The organism is Streptomyces sp. NPDC001828, assembly GCF_042892175.1.
GTDB lineage: Bacteria > Actinomycetota > Actinomycetes > Streptomycetales > Streptomycetaceae > Streptomyces.
The window spans coordinates 893,885-910,208 of sequence record NZ_JBIATV010000002.1 but is presented as its reverse complement, the minus strand read 5'-3'; the positions used below and the strand labels follow the sequence as shown (position 1 = coordinate 910,208).

At 69.7% G+C, this 16,324-nt stretch carries 14 protein-coding genes; 4 read left to right on the top strand and 10 right to left on the bottom strand.

The features are described 5' to 3' along the window. Window positions 1-77 precede the first annotated feature (77 nt). Genes ACFYZA_RS11035 through coxB form a run of 3 tightly spaced genes read right to left on the bottom strand, consistent with a single transcriptional unit; the run spans window position 78 to window position 3,177 of the window. Window positions 78-476: a cytochrome c oxidase subunit 4 gene (locus ACFYZA_RS11035; protein WP_382596551.1), complete on the bottom strand. Its 399-nt coding sequence runs from the start codon at window positions 474-476 to the stop codon at window positions 78-80. Further along, window positions 473-2,215: a cytochrome c oxidase subunit I gene (gene ctaD, locus ACFYZA_RS11030; protein ID WP_100574650.1), complete on the bottom strand. Its 1,743-nt coding sequence runs from the start codon at window positions 2,213-2,215 to the stop codon at window positions 473-475. Before ctaD ends, ACFYZA_RS11035 begins: the two co-directional genes overlap by 4 nt. Next, a complete protein-coding gene (gene coxB, locus ACFYZA_RS11025) occupies window positions 2,212-3,177 on the bottom strand; it encodes a cytochrome c oxidase subunit II (RefSeq protein WP_382596553.1) in 966 nt (321 codons plus the stop codon). Before coxB ends, ctaD begins: the two co-directional genes overlap by 4 nt. Before the next feature lie 273 nt (window positions 3,178-3,450). Here coxB and ACFYZA_RS11020 point away from each other — a divergent pair, with 273 nt between their 5' ends. Continuing rightward, entirely contained in the window at window positions 3,451-4,830 is a 1,380-nt protein-coding gene (locus tag ACFYZA_RS11020) for a cysteine desulfurase/sulfurtransferase TusA family protein (protein ID WP_388489285.1), read from the top strand. Between the two features lie 3 nt (window positions 4,831-4,833). Here ACFYZA_RS11020 and ACFYZA_RS11015 read toward each other — a convergent pair whose 3' ends face one another. Continuing rightward, window positions 4,834-5,808 carry a carbohydrate kinase family protein gene (locus ACFYZA_RS11015; RefSeq protein ID WP_388489283.1) on the bottom strand — a complete coding sequence of 325 codons (975 nt, stop codon included), beginning with the start codon at window positions 5,806-5,808 and terminating at the stop codon, window positions 4,834-4,836. A 182-nt stretch (window positions 5,809-5,990) separates the two neighbouring features. Between ACFYZA_RS11015 and ACFYZA_RS11010 the strand changes: the two genes are divergently transcribed. Continuing rightward, window positions 5,991-6,197, top strand: coding sequence for a hypothetical protein (locus ACFYZA_RS11010; RefSeq protein ID WP_382596559.1), 207 nt, complete (start codon window positions 5,991-5,993; stop codon window positions 6,195-6,197). A 115-nt stretch (window positions 6,198-6,312) separates the two neighbouring features. Beyond that, window positions 6,313-7,809, top strand: a complete 1,497-nt coding sequence (locus ACFYZA_RS11005; RefSeq protein WP_388489280.1) for a hypothetical protein — start codon at window positions 6,313-6,315, stop codon at window positions 7,807-7,809. A gap of 89 nt (window positions 7,810-7,898) precedes the next feature. Here ACFYZA_RS11005 and ACFYZA_RS11000 read toward each other — a convergent pair whose 3' ends face one another. Beyond that, window positions 7,899-8,255, bottom strand: coding sequence for an iron-sulfur cluster assembly accessory protein (locus ACFYZA_RS11000; RefSeq protein WP_030933606.1), 357 nt, complete (start codon window positions 8,253-8,255; stop codon window positions 7,899-7,901). A 311-nt stretch (window positions 8,256-8,566) separates the two neighbouring features. Here ACFYZA_RS11000 and nadA point away from each other — a divergent pair, with 311 nt between their 5' ends. After that, on the top strand, window positions 8,567-9,793 hold the full coding sequence (nadA, locus tag ACFYZA_RS10995; protein ID WP_382600038.1) for a quinolinate synthase NadA: 1,227 nt from the start codon (window positions 8,567-8,569) through the stop codon (window positions 9,791-9,793). Between the two features lie 72 nt (window positions 9,794-9,865). On the opposite strand, the gene ACFYZA_RS10990 is transcribed toward nadA, so the two are convergent. The 5 genes from ACFYZA_RS10990 to ACFYZA_RS10970 all read right to left on the bottom strand — a co-directional run bounded on the left by ACFYZA_RS10990 (window position 9,866) and on the right by ACFYZA_RS10970 (window position 16,296). Continuing rightward, the gene (locus ACFYZA_RS10990) at window positions 9,866-12,985 is read right to left on the bottom strand and encodes an efflux RND transporter permease subunit (RefSeq protein ID WP_388489277.1); all 3,120 of its coding nucleotides are present in this window, start codon (window positions 12,983-12,985) and stop codon (window positions 9,866-9,868) included. A gap of 205 nt (window positions 12,986-13,190) precedes the next feature. Continuing rightward, on the bottom strand, window positions 13,191-13,880 hold the full coding sequence (locus tag ACFYZA_RS10985; protein ID WP_382600042.1) for a response regulator: 690 nt from the start codon (window positions 13,878-13,880) through the stop codon (window positions 13,191-13,193). Beyond that, window positions 13,877-15,100 carry a sensor histidine kinase gene (locus tag ACFYZA_RS10980; protein ID WP_382600044.1) on the bottom strand — a complete coding sequence of 408 codons (1,224 nt, stop codon included), beginning with the start codon at window positions 15,098-15,100 and terminating at the stop codon, window positions 13,877-13,879. Before ACFYZA_RS10980 ends, ACFYZA_RS10985 begins: the two co-directional genes overlap by 4 nt. A gap of 103 nt (window positions 15,101-15,203) precedes the next feature. After that, a complete protein-coding gene (locus tag ACFYZA_RS10975) occupies window positions 15,204-15,482 on the bottom strand; it encodes a hypothetical protein (protein WP_382600046.1) in 279 nt (92 codons plus the stop codon). A 19-nt stretch (window positions 15,483-15,501) separates the two neighbouring features. After that, window positions 15,502-16,296 (bottom strand): PspA/IM30 family protein, encoded by a 795-nt coding sequence (locus ACFYZA_RS10970; protein ID WP_382600048.1) that lies wholly within the window; start codon window positions 16,294-16,296, stop codon window positions 15,502-15,504. Window positions 16,297-16,324 lie beyond the last annotated feature (28 nt).

Here is a 16,324-nt window from a genome sequence, read left to right as displayed (position 1 = left end):
GGTGTGACTGCAAACGAGGGGCCCTCCGTCTCTGAACGAGACGAAGGGCCCCTCTTGGCGCAGTGCGGCGTGCGGAACTACTGGTTCTGGTTCTCGCCGCGGTAGTACTCGAAGACCCAGCCGTAGAGACCGACCAGGATCAGCGGCGCCGAGAAGTACAGCAGCCACCAGCCCATCGCGATCGCGAGGAAGGCCAGCGCGCCGCCGATGCCGAGCGAGAGCGGCTGCCAGGAGTGCGGCGAGAAGAAGCCGACCTCACCGGCGTCGTCCGCGACATCGGCCTCCTTGTTGTCCTGGGCGCCGACGTCGACCCGCCGGGCCGTGAAGGCCAGGTAGAAGCCGATCATGACGCTCAGGCCGAAGGCCATGACGAGCGCGGTGGTGCCCGCCGCTTCCTTCGACCACACGCCGTAGACGATGGCCATCACGAGGATGAAGGCGGACAGCCACAGGAACATCTTGCCCTGGATCTTCACTTCCCGGCCTCCTTGCCACCGGACAGCATGTGGTCACCGTGGACGTCGCCGTGGTTCTCGAGCTGGTCGAGAGCCGCGATCTCCGGGTGGTGGAGGTCGAAGGCCGGCGATTCGGAGCGGATGCGCGGCATGGTGACGAAGTTGTGCCGGGGCGGCGGGCAGGACGTCGCCCACTCGAGCGAACGGCCGTAGCCCCACGGGTCGTCGACCTCGATCTTCTTGCCGTACTTGGCGGTCTTCCAGACGTTGTAGAAGAACGGCAGGATCGACAGACCGAGCAGGAACGAGGAGATCGTCGAGATCGTGTTGAGGGCGGTGAAGCCGTCCGCCGCCAGGTAGTCGGCGTAACGACGCGGCATGCCCTCGACACCCAGCCAGTGCTGCACCAGGAACGTGCCGTGGAAGCCCACGAACAGCGTCCAGAAGGTGATCTTGCCGAGCCGCTCGTCCAGCATCTTTCCGGTGAACTTCGGCCACCAGAAGTGGAATCCGGAGAACATCGCGAAGACCACGGTGCCGAAGATGACGTAGTGGAAGTGCGCGACGACGAAGTACGAGTCGGAGACGTGGAAGTCCATCGGCGGCGAGGCCAGGATGACGCCGGTCAGACCACCGAAGGTGAAGGTGATCAGGAAGCCGATGGCCCACAGCATGGGTGTTTCGAAGGACAGTGAGCCCTTCCACATCGTGCCGATCCAGTTGAAGAACTTCACGCCCGTCGGTACGGCGATGAGGAACGTCATGAAGGAGAAGAACGGCAGGAGCACGCCACCGGTGACGTACATGTGGTGCGCCCACACGGTCACGGACAGGCCCGCGATCGCGATGGTGGCGCCGATCAGACCGCTGTAGCCGAACATCGGCTTGCGACTGAACACTGGGATCACTTCGGAAATGATTCCGAAGAATGGCAACGCGATGATGTACACCTCTGGATGGCCGAAGAACCAGAAGAGGTGTTGCCACAGCAAGGCGCCGCCATTACTGGCGTCGAAGACATGGGCACCGAACTTGCGGTCCGCCTCCAGGGCGAACAGCGCGGCCGCGAGGACCGGGAAGGCCAGCAGGACCAGCACACCGGTCAGCAGGACGTTCCACACGAAGATCGGCATCCGGAACATCGTCATGCCGGGAGCGCGCATGCAGATGATCGTGGTGATGAAGTTGACCGAGCCGAGGATCGTGCCGAAGCCGGAGAAGGCCAGACCCATGATCCACATGTCGGCGCCGACGCCCGGCGAGCGGACCGCGTCCGACAGCGGGGAGTAGGCGAACCAGCCGAAGTCGGCCGCGCCCTGCGGGGTGAGGAAGCCACCGACCGCGATGGTCGAGCCGAACAGGTAGAGCCAGTAGGCGAACATGTTCAGCCGCGGGAACGCCACGTCGGGCGCGCCGATCTGCAGCGGCATGATCCAGTTCGCGAATCCGGCGAACAGCGGCGTCGCGAACATCAGCAGCATGATCGTGCCGTGCATCGTGAACGCCTGGTTGAACTGCTCGTTCGACATGATCTGCGTGCCGGGACGGGCGAGTTCGGCGCGCATGAAGAGCGCCATGATGCCGCCGATGCAGAAGAACGCGAACGACGTGACCAGGTACATCGTGCCGATCGTCTTGTGATCAGTGGTGGTCAGCCACTTGATGACGACGTTTCCCGGCTGCTTGCGCCGGACCGGCAGCTCGTTCTCGTACGAGTCGTCTGCTGCCGCGGCACCCTGAGATTCGTTGAGGATGCTCACAGTTTGTTCGTCTCCGCGTTCTTGGCGGGGTCGGTCTGGGCGATGCCCGCCGGCACGTAGCCGGACTGGCCCTTCGCCGCCAGCTCCTTGAGGTGCTGCTGATAGCGCTCCGGGGAGACGACCTTCACGTTGAAGAGCATGCGCGAGTGGTCGACGCCGCAGAGTTCGGCGCACTTGCCCAGGAAGGTGCCTTCCTGGTTCGGCGTGACCTCGAACGAGTTGGTGTGCCCCGGGACGACGTCCTGCTTCATCAGGAACGGCACGATCCAGAAGGAGTGGATGACGTCGCGCGAGGTCAGCACGAAGCGGACCTTCTCGCCCTTCGGCAGCCACAGGGTCGGGCCCGGGTTTCCGGTCTGCGGGTTACGGGTGCCGGGGATGCCGACGTCGTAGACACCGCCCGCGTTCGCGGGGAAGTCCTTCTTGAACCGGTCCGGAATCGCTTCCAGGTTCGGGTCCGTCTTGGCGTTGCCCTTCACACCGGGCACGTCCTCGACGTAGTTGAAGCCCCAGCTCCACTGATAGCCGACCACGTTGACCGTGTGAGCGGGCTTCGGGGTGAGGGCCAGGAGCTTCGATTCGTCGCGTGCCGTGAAGTAGAAGAGCACGGAGACGATGATGAGCGGGACCACGGTGTACAGCGCCTCGATGGGCATGTTGTACCGGGTCTGCGGGGGTACCTCGACCTTGGTGCGGCTGCGCCGGTGGAAGATGACGCTCCACAGGATCAGGCCCCAGACCAGCACGCCCGTGGCGAGCGCAGCCGCCCACGAGCCCTGCCAGAGGGACAGGATCCTGGGAGCCTCTTCCGTCACCGGAGTGGGCATACCAAGTCGAGGGAAGTCTTTCCAGTTGTACGAGCAACCGGATGCTGTCGCCAGGACCAGGCCCGCAGTCAGCACCTGCGGCAGCTTCCGCCGCATCGGGCGCCGCGACGAGCGGTCGGAGCCGTTGGGACTCACGTAGCGCCTTCCCGAGAGTCTCGCCCGCGGTGGTCGGCTACGGCCGTCTCGCTGGTCGGTCGCCGCCCTGGCACACGGGCAGGGGTTTGGATGTTTATGCGGACCAAACCCTACTGGACGCTATTTGGGGTCGCGCGGGGAGGGTGCCCAACGCGCCGTCCGAGTCCCCGAAGGGGTGGAGTCGCGGTGGAATCCCGCCCTCCGGGCGTCATCTGACGGCCCCTCGCCCCGTCACCCGCCGCTCGTGCGCCGCGCCGGGGTTAGCGTGGCCGCGTGCCCTATTTCGACGCCGCCTCCTCGGCCCCCCTGCACCCCGTCGCCCGCCAGGCGCTGCAAGCCTCCTTGGACGAGGGCTGGGCCGATCCGGCCCGCCTCTACCGGGAGGGAAGGCGGGCCCGGCTGCTGCTCGACGCGGCGCGCGAGGCCGCCGCGGAGGCCGTCGGCTGCCGCCCGGACGAGCTCAGCTTCACCGGTTCGGGGACCCAGGCGGTGCACTCCGGAATTTACGGATCCTTGTCCGGGCGTCGGCGTGTCGGCCGGCACCTGGCGGTGTCCGCGGTCGAACACTCCTCGGTCCTCCATTCGGCCGCCTCGCACGAGGCGGCCGGCGGTTCGCTGACCGAGGTCGCGGTGGACCGTACGGGCCGGGTCTCCCCCGAGGCGTACGCCGGGGCCCTGCGTCCCGACACGGCCCTCGCCTGTCTCCAGTCCGCCAACCACGAGGTGGGCACGCTCCAGCCGGTGGCCGAGGTCGCCGAGCTGTGCCGGGCGGCGGAGGTGCCCCTGTTCGTGGACGCGGCCCAGTCGCTGGCGTGGGGGCCGGTCGAGGGTGCCTGGTCGATCCTTGCGGCGAGTGCGCACAAATGGGGCGGTCCGGCAGGAGTCGGGCTGCTCGCGGTGCGCAAGGGTGTCCGGTTCGCGCCCCAAGGGCCGCCGGACGAGCGGGAGTCGGGGCGGGCGCCCGGCTTCGAGAACATCCCGGCGATCGTGGCGGCGGCCGCCTCGCTGCGGGCCGTACGGGCCGAGGCGGAGGCCGAATCGGTGCGGCTGCGGGCCCTGGTGGACCTGATCCGCGCCCGGGTCGTGGAGCTGGTGCCGGATGTGGAGGTGGTCGGCGATCCGGTGCGGCGGCTGCCGCATCTGGTCACCTTCTCCTGTCTCTATGTCGACGGAGAGACCCTGCTGCACGAACTCGACCGGGCGGAATTCTCGGTTTCATCCGGTTCGTCCTGTACGAGCAGCACCCTGACGCCCAGCCATGTGCTGCGCGCGATGGGGGTGCTGAGCGAAGGGAACGTCCGGGTGTCGCTGCCGTTCGGCACCCCGGCGGAGGACGTCGACCGGTTCCTCGACGTGCTGTCCTGGGTGGTCACGGCCGTACGGACCAAGCTGGGGGCGCCCGTCGCCGTCGCCGGGCCGGGCGACGCCGAGGAGTTCACGGTGGACTCGCTGGGGAAGCTCTGCCCGGTCCCGGTCATCGAACTCGCCAAGGCGATCGGGAGCGTGCCGGTCGGCGGGGTCGTGACGGTCCTCGCCGACGACGAGGCGGCCCGCCTCGACATCCCCGCGTGGTGCGAGATGCGGGACCAGGAGTACCTGGGCGAGCACCCGGTGGACGGCGGGACCGCCTACCGGGTGCGCCGCAGCGGCTGAGCCCTACCGCAGGTGGGCCCGCACCTCGGCCGCGGCCTCGTCGCCGTACGCCTTGGTGAAGCGGTCCATGAAGTTGACCCGGCGCAGGGTGTACTCCTGGGTGCCCAGGGTCTCGATGACCAGGGTGGCCAGCATGCAGCCGAGCTGGGCCGCGCGCTCGTGGCCGACGCCCCAGGACAGGCCGGTCAGGAAGCCGGCCCGGAAGGCGTCGCCGACGCCCGTCGGGTCGACCTTGGCGTCCTCCTCGGGGCAGCCCACGACGATCGGCTCGGCGCCCACCTTGTCGATGCGCACGCCGCGCGAGCCGAGGGTGGTGACCCGGTAGTCGACCTTGGCGAGGATCTCCTCGTCGCTCCAGCCGGTCTTGCTCTCGATGAGCCCCTTCTCGTACTCGTTGGAGAAGAGGTACGTCGCGCCTTCGAGCAGGGTGCGGATGTCGTCGCCGGACATGCGGGCGATCTGCTGCGAGAAGTCGGCCGCGAAGGGGATGCTCCGCGCCTTGCACTCCTCGGTGTGGCGGAGCATCGCCTCGGGGTCGTCGGCGCCGATCAGCACGAGGTCGAGGCCGCCCACCCGGTCGGCCACCGACTTCAGCTCGATCTGGCGGGCCTCGCTCATCGCGCCCGTGTAGAAGGAGCCGATCTGGTTGTGGTCGGAGTCGGTGGTGCACACGAAGCGGGCCGTGTGCAGGACCTCGGAGATCCGCACCGAGCCGGTGTCGACGCCGTGCCGGTCGAGCCAGGCGCGGTACTCGTCGAAGTCGGAGCCGGCCGCGCCGACCAGGATCGGCCGGCCGCCGAGCTGGCCCATGCCGAAGCAGATGTTGGGACCGACACCGCCACGGCGCACGTCGAGGTTGTCGACCAGGAAGGAGAGGGAGACCGTGTGCAGCTGGTCGGCGACCAGCTGGTCGGCGAAGCGGCCGGGGAAGGTCATGAGGTGGTCGGTGGCGATGGAGCCGGTGACTGCGATACGCACGGCGAGGGCGCTCCTGATGAGAAAGAGGAGGGGCGCGCAAAGCGCTCCGATAAGGGTGGTGGCGGGAGACGGGTGGGCGTTGACAGTTCACGCTACCGGGTCGGCCCTGCTGGGCCGACCGGCGGAAACTACCCAATAGTAGGTCTTACTGCGCATGCTTCCTGATGCGTACGGTGCGAAGCATGGAAACCAAGCTGAACAGCGGGCACGGGGTGGCGGCGGGTCAGGGTCTGGAGGAGCTGCGGGGCGACTGCGCGCGGATGGCACCGCACTGGGTCGTCCCCGCGACGAGCCGTCCGGAACCCGTGCCGCCGTCCCTGATCCACGGTGTGACGATTCCGTCCGCATCGGTACGGCTGATCGCGGACATGTCCGATTACGGAGACTGAAAAGGCCTGATCGCGCGGGTGCGGCGCACGGGATGGAACCGTGCGCTCCCCCGCTCCGTCCAACCGGCGTCCCTCGTAAGGGGGATGCGGGATACGACTGGACAGGAGCGATCTGGTGAGCAGCGAGCACACGCAGGACGAGCCCCGGCAGCGGCGTTCGCGTCGGACTCCCTTGATCCTCGCCGCGGCGACCCTGGCCGTACTGGCCGTGGGGGGCGGTGGGGCTTACTGGGCCACGACGGCGTCCTCGGGCGGCGACGGCAAGCCCGGCGCGGACGGCGCACCTCCGCCGCTCGCCCTCGACAGCGCCGCCGGCACCCCGGGCGCCCCGACCGGCGGCAGTGGCGGCAGCGGCGGCGGCAACGGGATCGCCCCGGGCGAGCCCGACCCCAACGGGGTGGTCTACCGGGCGTCGGTCAAGCTGCCCGAGGGCCCCGGCAAGGCGGCCGTCCATCAGCCGCGCGGCACGGTGAGCGAGGCCGATGTGAACCGGCTCGCCCGGGCGCTGGGCATCGACGGGGCCGCGCGTCTGGAGGGCGACAGCTGGAAGGCCGGCGCCACGAAGGACGGCTCGGGTCCGACTCTGACGGTCACTCAGAAGGCGCCCGGCACCTGGACGTTCGCCCGTTTCGGCAGTGGCGGCACGGACAACTGCCCCAAGGGCAAGATGTGTCCGATGCACACCACCGGCGCGGACACCGGCGCCGGAGCCGGGGCGAGCGGCCCGATCGGCGAGCAGGCGGCGAAGGCGGCCGCGGCCCCGGTCCTCAAGGCGCTCGGCCAGGACGACGCCAAGCTGGACGCCTCGGAGATCCTCGCCTCGGCCCGGGTGGTGAACGCCGACCCGGTCGTCGACGGGCTTCCCACGTACGGCTGGACGACCGGCATCCAGGTCGGCTCCGACGGCCAAGTGGTGGGCGGCAGCGGCCAGTTGAAGACGCCGGACAAGGGCGACACCTATCCGGTGATCAGCGCGGACAAGACGCTGGCCCAGCTCAACAGCCACCGCGTGCGGCCGAGGACGAAGGACTGCACCGGCCCGGTGCCGCTCGACGGACAGCCCACCAAGGGGCGGCTGCCGAGCGATCCGCAGGGCAACATCAAGCCCTGCGGGCAGCCCACCCCCTCGACCGTGACGATCGACGGGGCCACCTTCGGGCTCGCCACGCAGTTCGTCGGCGGCACGCCGGCCCTGGTGCCGTCGTGGCTGTTCCAGGTGAAGCCGGACGCGGGGCAGCCGTTCACCATCACCGCCCCGGCGCTGGCCCCCGAGTACATCGCCAAGCCGCCGAGCGGCGCGCCCGTACCGACACCGTCGGGCTCGGCCACCGCGCCGGGCGCGCACGGGCAGTCGCTCGAGTCGTACGCCCTGGCGCCGGACGGGCGGACCCTGAACGTGACGTTCTGGGGCGGGGTGTGCAGCACGTACACGGCGACCGCCGACGAGAGCGGCGACGGCGTACGGGTCAAGGTGACCGGGCAGGTCACCGACCCGAAGAAGATGTGCGTCGCCCTGGCCAAGCAGCAGACGGTCTCCGTGGAGCTGCACCAGGCGCTCGGGGCCCGCAAGGTGCTTGACGCGGACACCGGCAGGGAGCTGCCGAAGAAGTAGCGGCCCCGCGCGGGCCGCGAGGCGGCGGACATGACGAAGGCGGGCGCCCCCGGTGATCACCGGGGGCGCCCGCCTTTCGGCCGCGCGGCTTAGCTGAAGGAGTCGCCGCAGGCGCAGGAGCCCGTCGCGTTCGGGTTGTCGATCGTGAAGCCCTGCTTCTCGATGGTGTCGACGAAGTCGATCGAGGCGCCGCCCAGGTACGGGGCGCTCATGCGGTCGGTGACGACCTTGACGCCGTCGAAGTCCTTCACGACGTCGCCGTCGAGCGAGCGCTCGTCGAAGAACAGCTGGTAGCGCAGGCCGGAGCAGCCGCCGGGCTGAACGGCGACGCGCAGCGCCAGGTCGTCCCGGCCTTCCTGCTCAAGGAGGCCCTTGACCTTGGCCGCGGCGGCGTCGGACAGGAGGATGCCGTCGCTCACGGTGGTGGTCTCGTCCGATACGGACATCTGCTTCTCTCCCGGGTTGTACGGAGACTGCTTGCCGACGGTTGCAACCGGCGGGGCCCCGGAATCATTCCGGGTTCTTCCTCTTTCATGCTCGCACACACGGGGCCGGGCGGGAAAAGGCCTGTGGACAACTCCGGGCGGGGACGGGCACCGAGCGGACGCGGACCGGGTGCGTCACATCGACGCTATGGCCATCGTCAAAGTGACGTGAAGCGGTTATGATAGATAGCGTCATTTAGACGAAAACCCCCGCGTGCAAGCACCTGGGGCCACTGGAGCGGCTCCGCCGCACCGCTCAGGAAACAGAAAGGGTGCGTGACGTGACCACCGCCCAGCCCCGTCAGGACCTCGCCGGCCGCGTCGAGCTCGACGTACAGCCGACGCCGCTCGCGCTGCTCCTGCTCGGCCGCGAGGCCGACCCCAAGAGCGAGCGCGGCGTGGAGTGCCCCGGCGACCTTCCTTCGCCCTCCGACCCCGACCTGGTGGCGCGGGCCCGCGCGGCCAAGGAGAAGCTCGGGGACAAGGTCTTCATCCTCGGGCACCACTACCAGCGCGACGAGGTCATCGAGTTCGCCGATGTGACGGGCGACTCGTTCAAGCTGGCCAAGGACGCGGCCGCCAGGCCCGAGGCCGAGTACATCGTGTTCTGCGGTGTGCACTTCATGGCCGAGTCGGCGGACATCCTGACCGGCGACGACCAGAAGGTCGTCCTTCCGGACCTCGCCGCCGGCTGCTCCATGGCCGACATGGCCACCGCCGAGCAGGTCGCCGAGTGCTGGGACGTACTGACCGAGGCCGGCATCGCCGAGCAGGTCGTGCCCGTCTCGTACATGAACTCCTCGGCCGACATCAAGGCGTTCACCGGCAAGCACGGCGGCACCATCTGCACCTCCTCCAACGCCGAGCGCGCCCTGAACTGGGCCTTCGAGCAGGGGGAGCCCAATTCAACAAAGGTGCTCTTCCTGCCCGACCAGCACCTGGGCCGCAACACCGCCGTGCGCGACCTCGGCATGTCTCTCGAGGACTGCGTGCTCTACAACCCGCACAAGCCCAACGGCGGCCTCACCGTCGAGGAGCTGCGGAACGCCAAGATGATCCTGTGGCGCGGCCACTGCTCGGTGCACGGGCGCTTCTCGCTCGACTCGGTGAACGACGTGCGCGAGCGCATCCCGGGCGTGAACGTCCTGGTGCACCCCGAGTGCAAGCACGAGGTCGTGGCCGCGGCGGACTACGTGGGCTCGACGGAGTACATCATCAAGGCCCTTGAGGCCGCCCCGCGCGGCTCGAAGTGGGCGATCGGCACCGAGCTGAACCTGGTGCGCCGCCTGGCCAACCGGTTCGCCGCCGAGGACAAGGAGATCGTCTTCCTCGACAAGACGGTCTGCTTCTGCTCGACCATGAACCGCATCGACCTGCCGCACCTGGTGTGGACCCTGGAGTCGCTCGCCGAGGGCAAGCTGATCAACCAGATCCAGGTCGACCGCGAGACCGAGAGCTTCGCGAAGCTCGCCCTGGAGCGGATGCTGGCGCTGCCGTAGCCGCTCCCCGCCGGAACGACGGAAGGCCGCCCCCTGTGGAGGGGGCGGCCTTCGTCGTACCTGCGGGCCGGGTCAGGCGTTGGCGGGCTCCCGCTCGTCGGAGTCGTCCGACGTCGTGGGCCCGTCCGCCTTCTTGGCGCGCTTGGCCGCCTTCTTCCTGGCCTTGCGCTCCTTGCGGAGCTCGACCATCGCGTAGAGGGTCGGGACCAGGAGCAGGGTGAGCAGCGTCGACGTCACCAGACCGCCGATCACCACGACCGCGAGCGGCTGGGCGATGAAGCCGCCCTCGCCCGTGACGCCGAGCGCCATCGGGAGCAGCGCGAAGATCGTCGCGAGTGCCGTCATCAGGATCGGGCGCAGGCGGTGGCGGCCACCCTCGACGACCGCCTCGACCACGCCGAGGCCCTGCTTGCGGTACTGGTTGATCAGGTCGATCAGGACGATCGCGTTGGTCACCACGATGCCGATCAGCATCAGCATGCCGATCATCGCCGGAACGCCCATCGGGGTGCCGGTGATGATGAGCAGGCCGATCGCGCCGGTGGCCGCGAACGGGATGGCGACCAGCAGGATCAGCGGCTGGATCAGGGACTTGAACGTCGCGACCAGGAGCATGAAGACGATCGCGATCGCCGCCAGCATGGCCAGACCCAGGTTCTTGAACGCGTCCGACTGGTCCGAGGAGACACCGCCGATGGAGGCGGTGGCGCCGGACGGCAGCTTCAGGTCCTTGATCTTGGCCTGGAGGTCGGTGCTGACCTTGCCGGTGTTGTCGCCGACCGGCTTGGCGGTGATGGTCGCCGAGCGGGCGCCGTCGATCCGGGTCATCGAGACCGGGCCCGCCACCAGCTTCACATCGGCGATGTCACCGAGCTTGACCGGGCCGAGCGGGAGGTTCTTGAGCTGGTCCACGGTGGTGGCCGGGTCGGGCGAGGTGATGTACACATCGCGCTCGGAGTCGCCCATGATCGCCTTGGTGACCTGGGTGCCGTGCACCTGCTGGGCGACGGCCATGCCGAGCGTGGTCTGGTTGAAGCCCGCGTCGGCCGCCTTGTCGTTGGGCTGCACCGAGACCCGGGGCACGCTCTGCGCCAGGTCGCTCTGGACGTCGCTGACGTCCTTCAGGCCCCCGACGGCCTGGCGCACCTGCTCCGCGGCCTTCTTCAGGACGTCCCCGTCGGCCGCCTTGACGACCACGCTCAGGTCCTGGCTGCCGAAGCCGCCGTTGGACGAGATCGCGGGGTGGCCCGGCTGGTTCTTGAGGGCCGCCTCAAGACGGTCGTGCGCCTTGTCGTAGTCGCCCGCACTCTTGAGCGTCACCGTGTACGAGGCCTGGTTGGCGCCGGTGCCGCCGCCGAAGGCCGCCATGAAGCCGGAGGAGCCGACGGTGACCTGGTAGCTCTTGACCGCCGGGTCGGCGGCGAGGATCTGCTCGACCTTCTTGGAGGCGGCGTCCGCCGCGTCCAGGCTGGTGCCGGGCTCCAGCTCCTGCTTGATCGACAGGGTGTCCTGCTCGCCCTGGTCGAAGAAGTTGGTCTTCAGGAGACCGGCCATGCCGAAGGTGCCGATCAGGATGACGACCGCGATCAGCACGCTGGTGAGGCGGCGCCGGGTCGCGAAGCGGAGCACCGGGACGTACAGGCGCTGGAGGCGGGACTTGTTCTCCTTCTCCTCCGCCTTGCGGCGCGCCTCGTCCGGGTCGATGCCCGCGATCGACTTGGGCGCGCGCAGGAACCAGTACGAGAGCACCGGGACGACGGTCAGGGAGACGAGCAGCGAGGCGAGCAGGGCCGCGGTGACGGTGAGGCTGAACGAGCCGAACAGCTCGCCGACCATGCCGTTCACGAAGGCGATCGGCAGGAAGACCGCGACGGTGGTGAGCGTCGAGGCGGTCACCGCGCCGGCGACCTCCTTGACCGCCGCCAGGATCGCGGAGTGGCGCTCCTCGCCGTAGCCGAGGTGGCGCTTGATGTTCTCCAGGACCACGATCGAGTCGTCGACCACCCGGCCGATCGCGATGGTCAGCGCGCCGAGCGTGAGCATGTTGAGCGAGAGGTCCTGCGTCCACAGCACGATCAGCGCGAGGACCACGGACAGCGGGATGGACACCGCGGTCACCAGCGTCGAGCGGATCGAGGCCAGGAAGAGCAGGATCACGATCACGGCGAAGAGCAGGCCGAGCGCGCCCTCGGTGGTCAGGCCGGAGATGGCCTTGGAGACCTGCGGGCCCTGGTCCGAGACGACGGTGAGCTCCGCGCCGGAGCCGAGGTCCTTCTTCAGGTCGGGCAGCTTGTCCTTGACGGCCTGGGAGATCGCGACGGCGCTGCCGTCGTGGTCCATGGTGGCCATCACGGCGAGGCTGGGCTTGCCGTTGGTGCGGGTGATGGAGACCCGCTGCGCGGGCTGCTGCTTGACGGTGGCGATGTCACCGAGGCGGACCGGGGCACCCTGCTGCGGCTTGATCCGCAGGTCCTCGATCTGCTTCAGGGAGGTGTAGGGGGAGCCGACCTGGACGGTACGGCTCTTGCCGTCCTCGGAGAAGGAGCCGCCGGGGATCGTCGCGCCGCCGGCCTTCAGGGCGTCGCCGAGCGTCATGGTGCTGAGACCGGCCGCCGCGAGCTTCTTCGCGTCGGGCGTGACGTTGACCTGGAGGTCCTGGACGCCGTCGACGCTGACGCGGCCGACGCCCTTGATGTCCTCCAGGGCCGGGACGACCGTGCGGTCCAGCTGGTCGGCGAGCGCCTGCTGGTCCTTGTCGGAGGTCACCGCGAGCACCACGGTCGGCATGTCGTCGGTGGAACCGGCGACGACCTGCGGGTCGACCTCGGTGGGGATCTGGGTGCGGGACCGGTTGACGGCCTGCTGGATGTCGGCGACGAGCTGCTTCGTACCGGTGCCGAAGTCGAAGGTCGCCATGATCACGGCGTTGCCCTCGGAGGCCGTGGACGTGATGCCCTTGACTCCGCTGACGGCCTTGATGTTCTTTTCGAGCGGCTCGACGACCTGCTTCTCGACCACGTCGGGGGAAGCGCCCTGGTAGGGGGCGAGCACCGACACCATCGGCAGTTCGATGGTGGGCAGCAGTTGCTGCTTGAGCTGCGGAATGGCGATCGCCCCGAAGACGATCGCGACGATCGACATCAGGCCTATCAGGGCCCGTTGTGCGAGGCTGAATCTGGACAGCCAGGACATGGGTGGAGTCTCTCTTCTGTGGCGTGCGAGCGGCGATACCCAGCAGGAGGGCAGGCGGACCGGCCCGTGATCGCGCGGCGCGTCACCCGGGATGACCCGGCCCCCGCCTACAACCCTCGGCCATGGGGCGGGTTCAATTCCTCGCTCCCAGGTCCCTTTCCTTATCCCGCGCATACCGCAGCCGCAGTACGCCGCGCTCCACCCTTCAGTCCACCCGTGGGCGGACAAGGCCTGATTCGTAGGCGATTACCACCAATTGGGCCCGGTCGCGGGCGCTCAATTTGGCCATCGCCCGGTTGACGTGGGTCTTGACCGTGAGCGGGCTGACGGCGAGGCGCTCGGCGATCTCGTCGTTGGAGTGGCCGCCCGCGACCTGGACCAGGACCTCGCGCTCGCGGACGGTCAGCGCGGCGAGCCGCTCGCCGTGCCGGCGCGGGTCCTGCCCGCCGGCGTCCCAACTGCCGCCCTGGGCAAGGAAGGTGGTGATCAGGCCCTTGGTCGCGGCCGGCGACAGGAGTGCCTCACCGGCCGCCGCGACCCGGATCGCGCCGAGCAGTTCCTCGGGCTCCGCCCCCTTGCCGAGGAAGCCCGAGGCGCCCGCGCGCAGCGACTGCACCACGTACTCGTCGACCTCGAAGGTCGTCAGCATCACCACGTGGACGGTGGCGAGGGCCGGGTCGGCGGTGATGGCACGGGTGGCGGCGAGGCCGTCGGTGCCGGGCATCCGGATGTCCATCAGGACGACGTCCGGCAGGGTCGCGCGGACGACGTCGACGACCGCGGCCCCGTCGGCCGCCTCGCCCACGACCTCCATGTCCGGCTCGGAGTCCACCAGGACCCGGAAGGCCGAGCGCAGCAGCGCCTGGTCGTCGGCGAGTACCACCGTGATGGTCATGACGTGCCTTCCCCCGGGGCCCCGGTCTCCGCGGCCTTGACCGGCAGTATCGCCTGTACGCGGAAGCCGCCGCCGTAGCGGGGTCCCGCGGTGCAGCTGCCCCCGAGCGCGGTGACCCGCTCGCGCATGCCGAGCAGGCCGTGGCCGCCGCCGTCGCCGGGCGCGCTGCCGGTGCCCGTGCCGTTGTCGATGACGGTGATCTCGGTGTTCGGCCCGACCCGCACGACGCTCACCTCGGCCTTGGCGCCGGGCCCCGCGTGCTTGCGCACATTGGTGAGCGCCTCCTGGATGACCCGGTACGCGGCCAGGTCGACGGCGGCCGGCAGCGGGGCGTCGTCGGTGCGGGCGAGTTCCACGGGCAGGCCCGCGCGCCGGAAGCCGCCGAGCAGATCGTCCAGGACGGCGAGGCCGGGGGCGGGCTCGGTGGGGGCGGCGGGGTCGCCGGACTGGCGCAACAGGCCGACGGTGGAACGGAGTTCGTTCAGGGCCGAGCGGCTGGCCTCGCGCACATGGGCGAGCGCCTCCTTGGCCTGGTCGGGCCGCTTGTCCATGACGTGGGCCGCGACACCGGCCTGCACGTTGACCAGCGCGATGTGGTGGGCCACCACGTCGTGGAGGTCGCGGGCGATGCGCAGCCGCTCCTCGGCGACCCGGCGCCGGGCCTCCTCCTCACGGCCGTGCTCGGCCCGTTCGGCGCGCTCGCGGATCGCGTCGATGAAGGCGCGCCGGCTGCGCACGGCGTCGCCCGCGGCCGCGGCCATGCCGGTCCAGGCGAAGATCCCGAGGTGTTCCTGGGAGTACCAGGGCGGGGTGCCGAAGAGCATGGCAGTGCCGGTGAGCACGACGATGGTGAGCACGCCGACCCGGTAGGTGGTGGGGCGGTCGGTGTGGGCGGCGACCGTGTAGAGCGCGACGACCGCGCTCATCGCCACGGGCGCGGGCGGGGCGCCCAGGCTCAGCTCGACCATGGTGAGCGCGCCGGTGCAGCCCAGTACGGCCATGGGCCTGCGCCGCCGCAGGACGAGCACGGCCGCGCCGAGGAACATCAGGACGAGGGAGCGCAGACCCGGCGTACGGGTGCCGAAGGTCGGTCCGTTCGGCCCGTGCGGGTCGGCGAAGGAGCCGAGGACCATGCAGAGCAGGACGCCGAGGGCGAGTGCGGCGTCCAGGGCCAGCGGATGCGCCCTGAGCCAGGGGCGGGCACGGTCGATGGGGGTCACGGTCACCTACCGTAACGGCCCCGCCCGTGGGGCCGCCGCCCGTCGTGGGTGACGCCGTGAAGGGCCCGCCCCGGCCTTCTCGGCGGCCCGGACCCCGCTCCCGTCAGCCCGGGATGAGGCCGTCGTCGCTGAGCATCTCCCGGACCTCGTCCAGACTCGCGTCGGGGCTCGGAAGGATCAGCTCGGACGGCTCGAGGGAGTCGTCGGGAAGCGGCTCGCCGAGGCGGCGCACCGCGTCCAGGAGGGCGCCCAGGGTGCGGCGGAAGCCGTCCTCGTCGCCCTCCTCCATCTGGGCGAGGAGGGCGTCGTCGAGCTTGTTGAGCTCGGTGAGGTGGCTGTCCGCCAGCCGCACCTGGCCCTCCCCCATGATCCGGACGATCATGAACGTCTCCTGCCGGTCGTCACTGCTTGTCGAAGCGCGGGCTCTGCTGCGGGGCCTTGTCCTGAGGAGCGGCGGTGCCGCCCTCGATGGCCTGCTTCCCGGCGGACCCGCCGCCCGTCAGCTCGGCCTTCATCCGCTGCAGTTCCAGCTCTACATCCGTACCACCGGACAGCCGGTCCAGCTCGGTCTGGATGTCGTCCTTGGCGAGGCCCGACTGGTCGTCGAGAGCGCCGGAGGCAAGCAGTTCGTCGATCGCGCCGGCCCGCGCCTGGAGCTGCGCGGTCTTGTCCTCGGCCCGCTGGATGGCCATGCCGACGTCGCTCATCTCCTCGGAGATGCCCGAGAAGGACTCGGCGATCCGGGTCTGCGCCTGGGCCGCCGTGTACGTCGCCTTGATCGTTTCCTTCTTGGTGCGGAAGGCGTCGACCTTGGCCTGGAGGCGCTGGGCCGCAAGGGTGAGCTTCTCCTCCTCGCCCTGCAACGTCTGGTGCTGCGTCTCCAGGTCGGTGACCTGCTGCTGCAGCGAGGCGCGGCGGGACAGGGCCTCGCGGGCCAGGTCCTCACGGCCCAGCGAGAGGGCCTTGCGCCCCTGGTCCTCCAGCTTGGAGGACTGGCTCTGCAGCTGGTTGAGCTGCAGCTCAAGGCGCTTGCGGGAGGTCGCCACGTCGGCGACGCCCCGGCGCACCTTCTGGAGCAGCTCAAGCTGCTTCTGGTACGAGTAATCGAGGGTCTCGCGAGGGTCCTCGGCCCGGTCAAGGGCCTTGTTCGCCTTCGCGCGGAAGATCATCCCCATACGCTTCATGACACCGCTCATGGGCTTCGCGCGCCCCCTTCTGACGGAC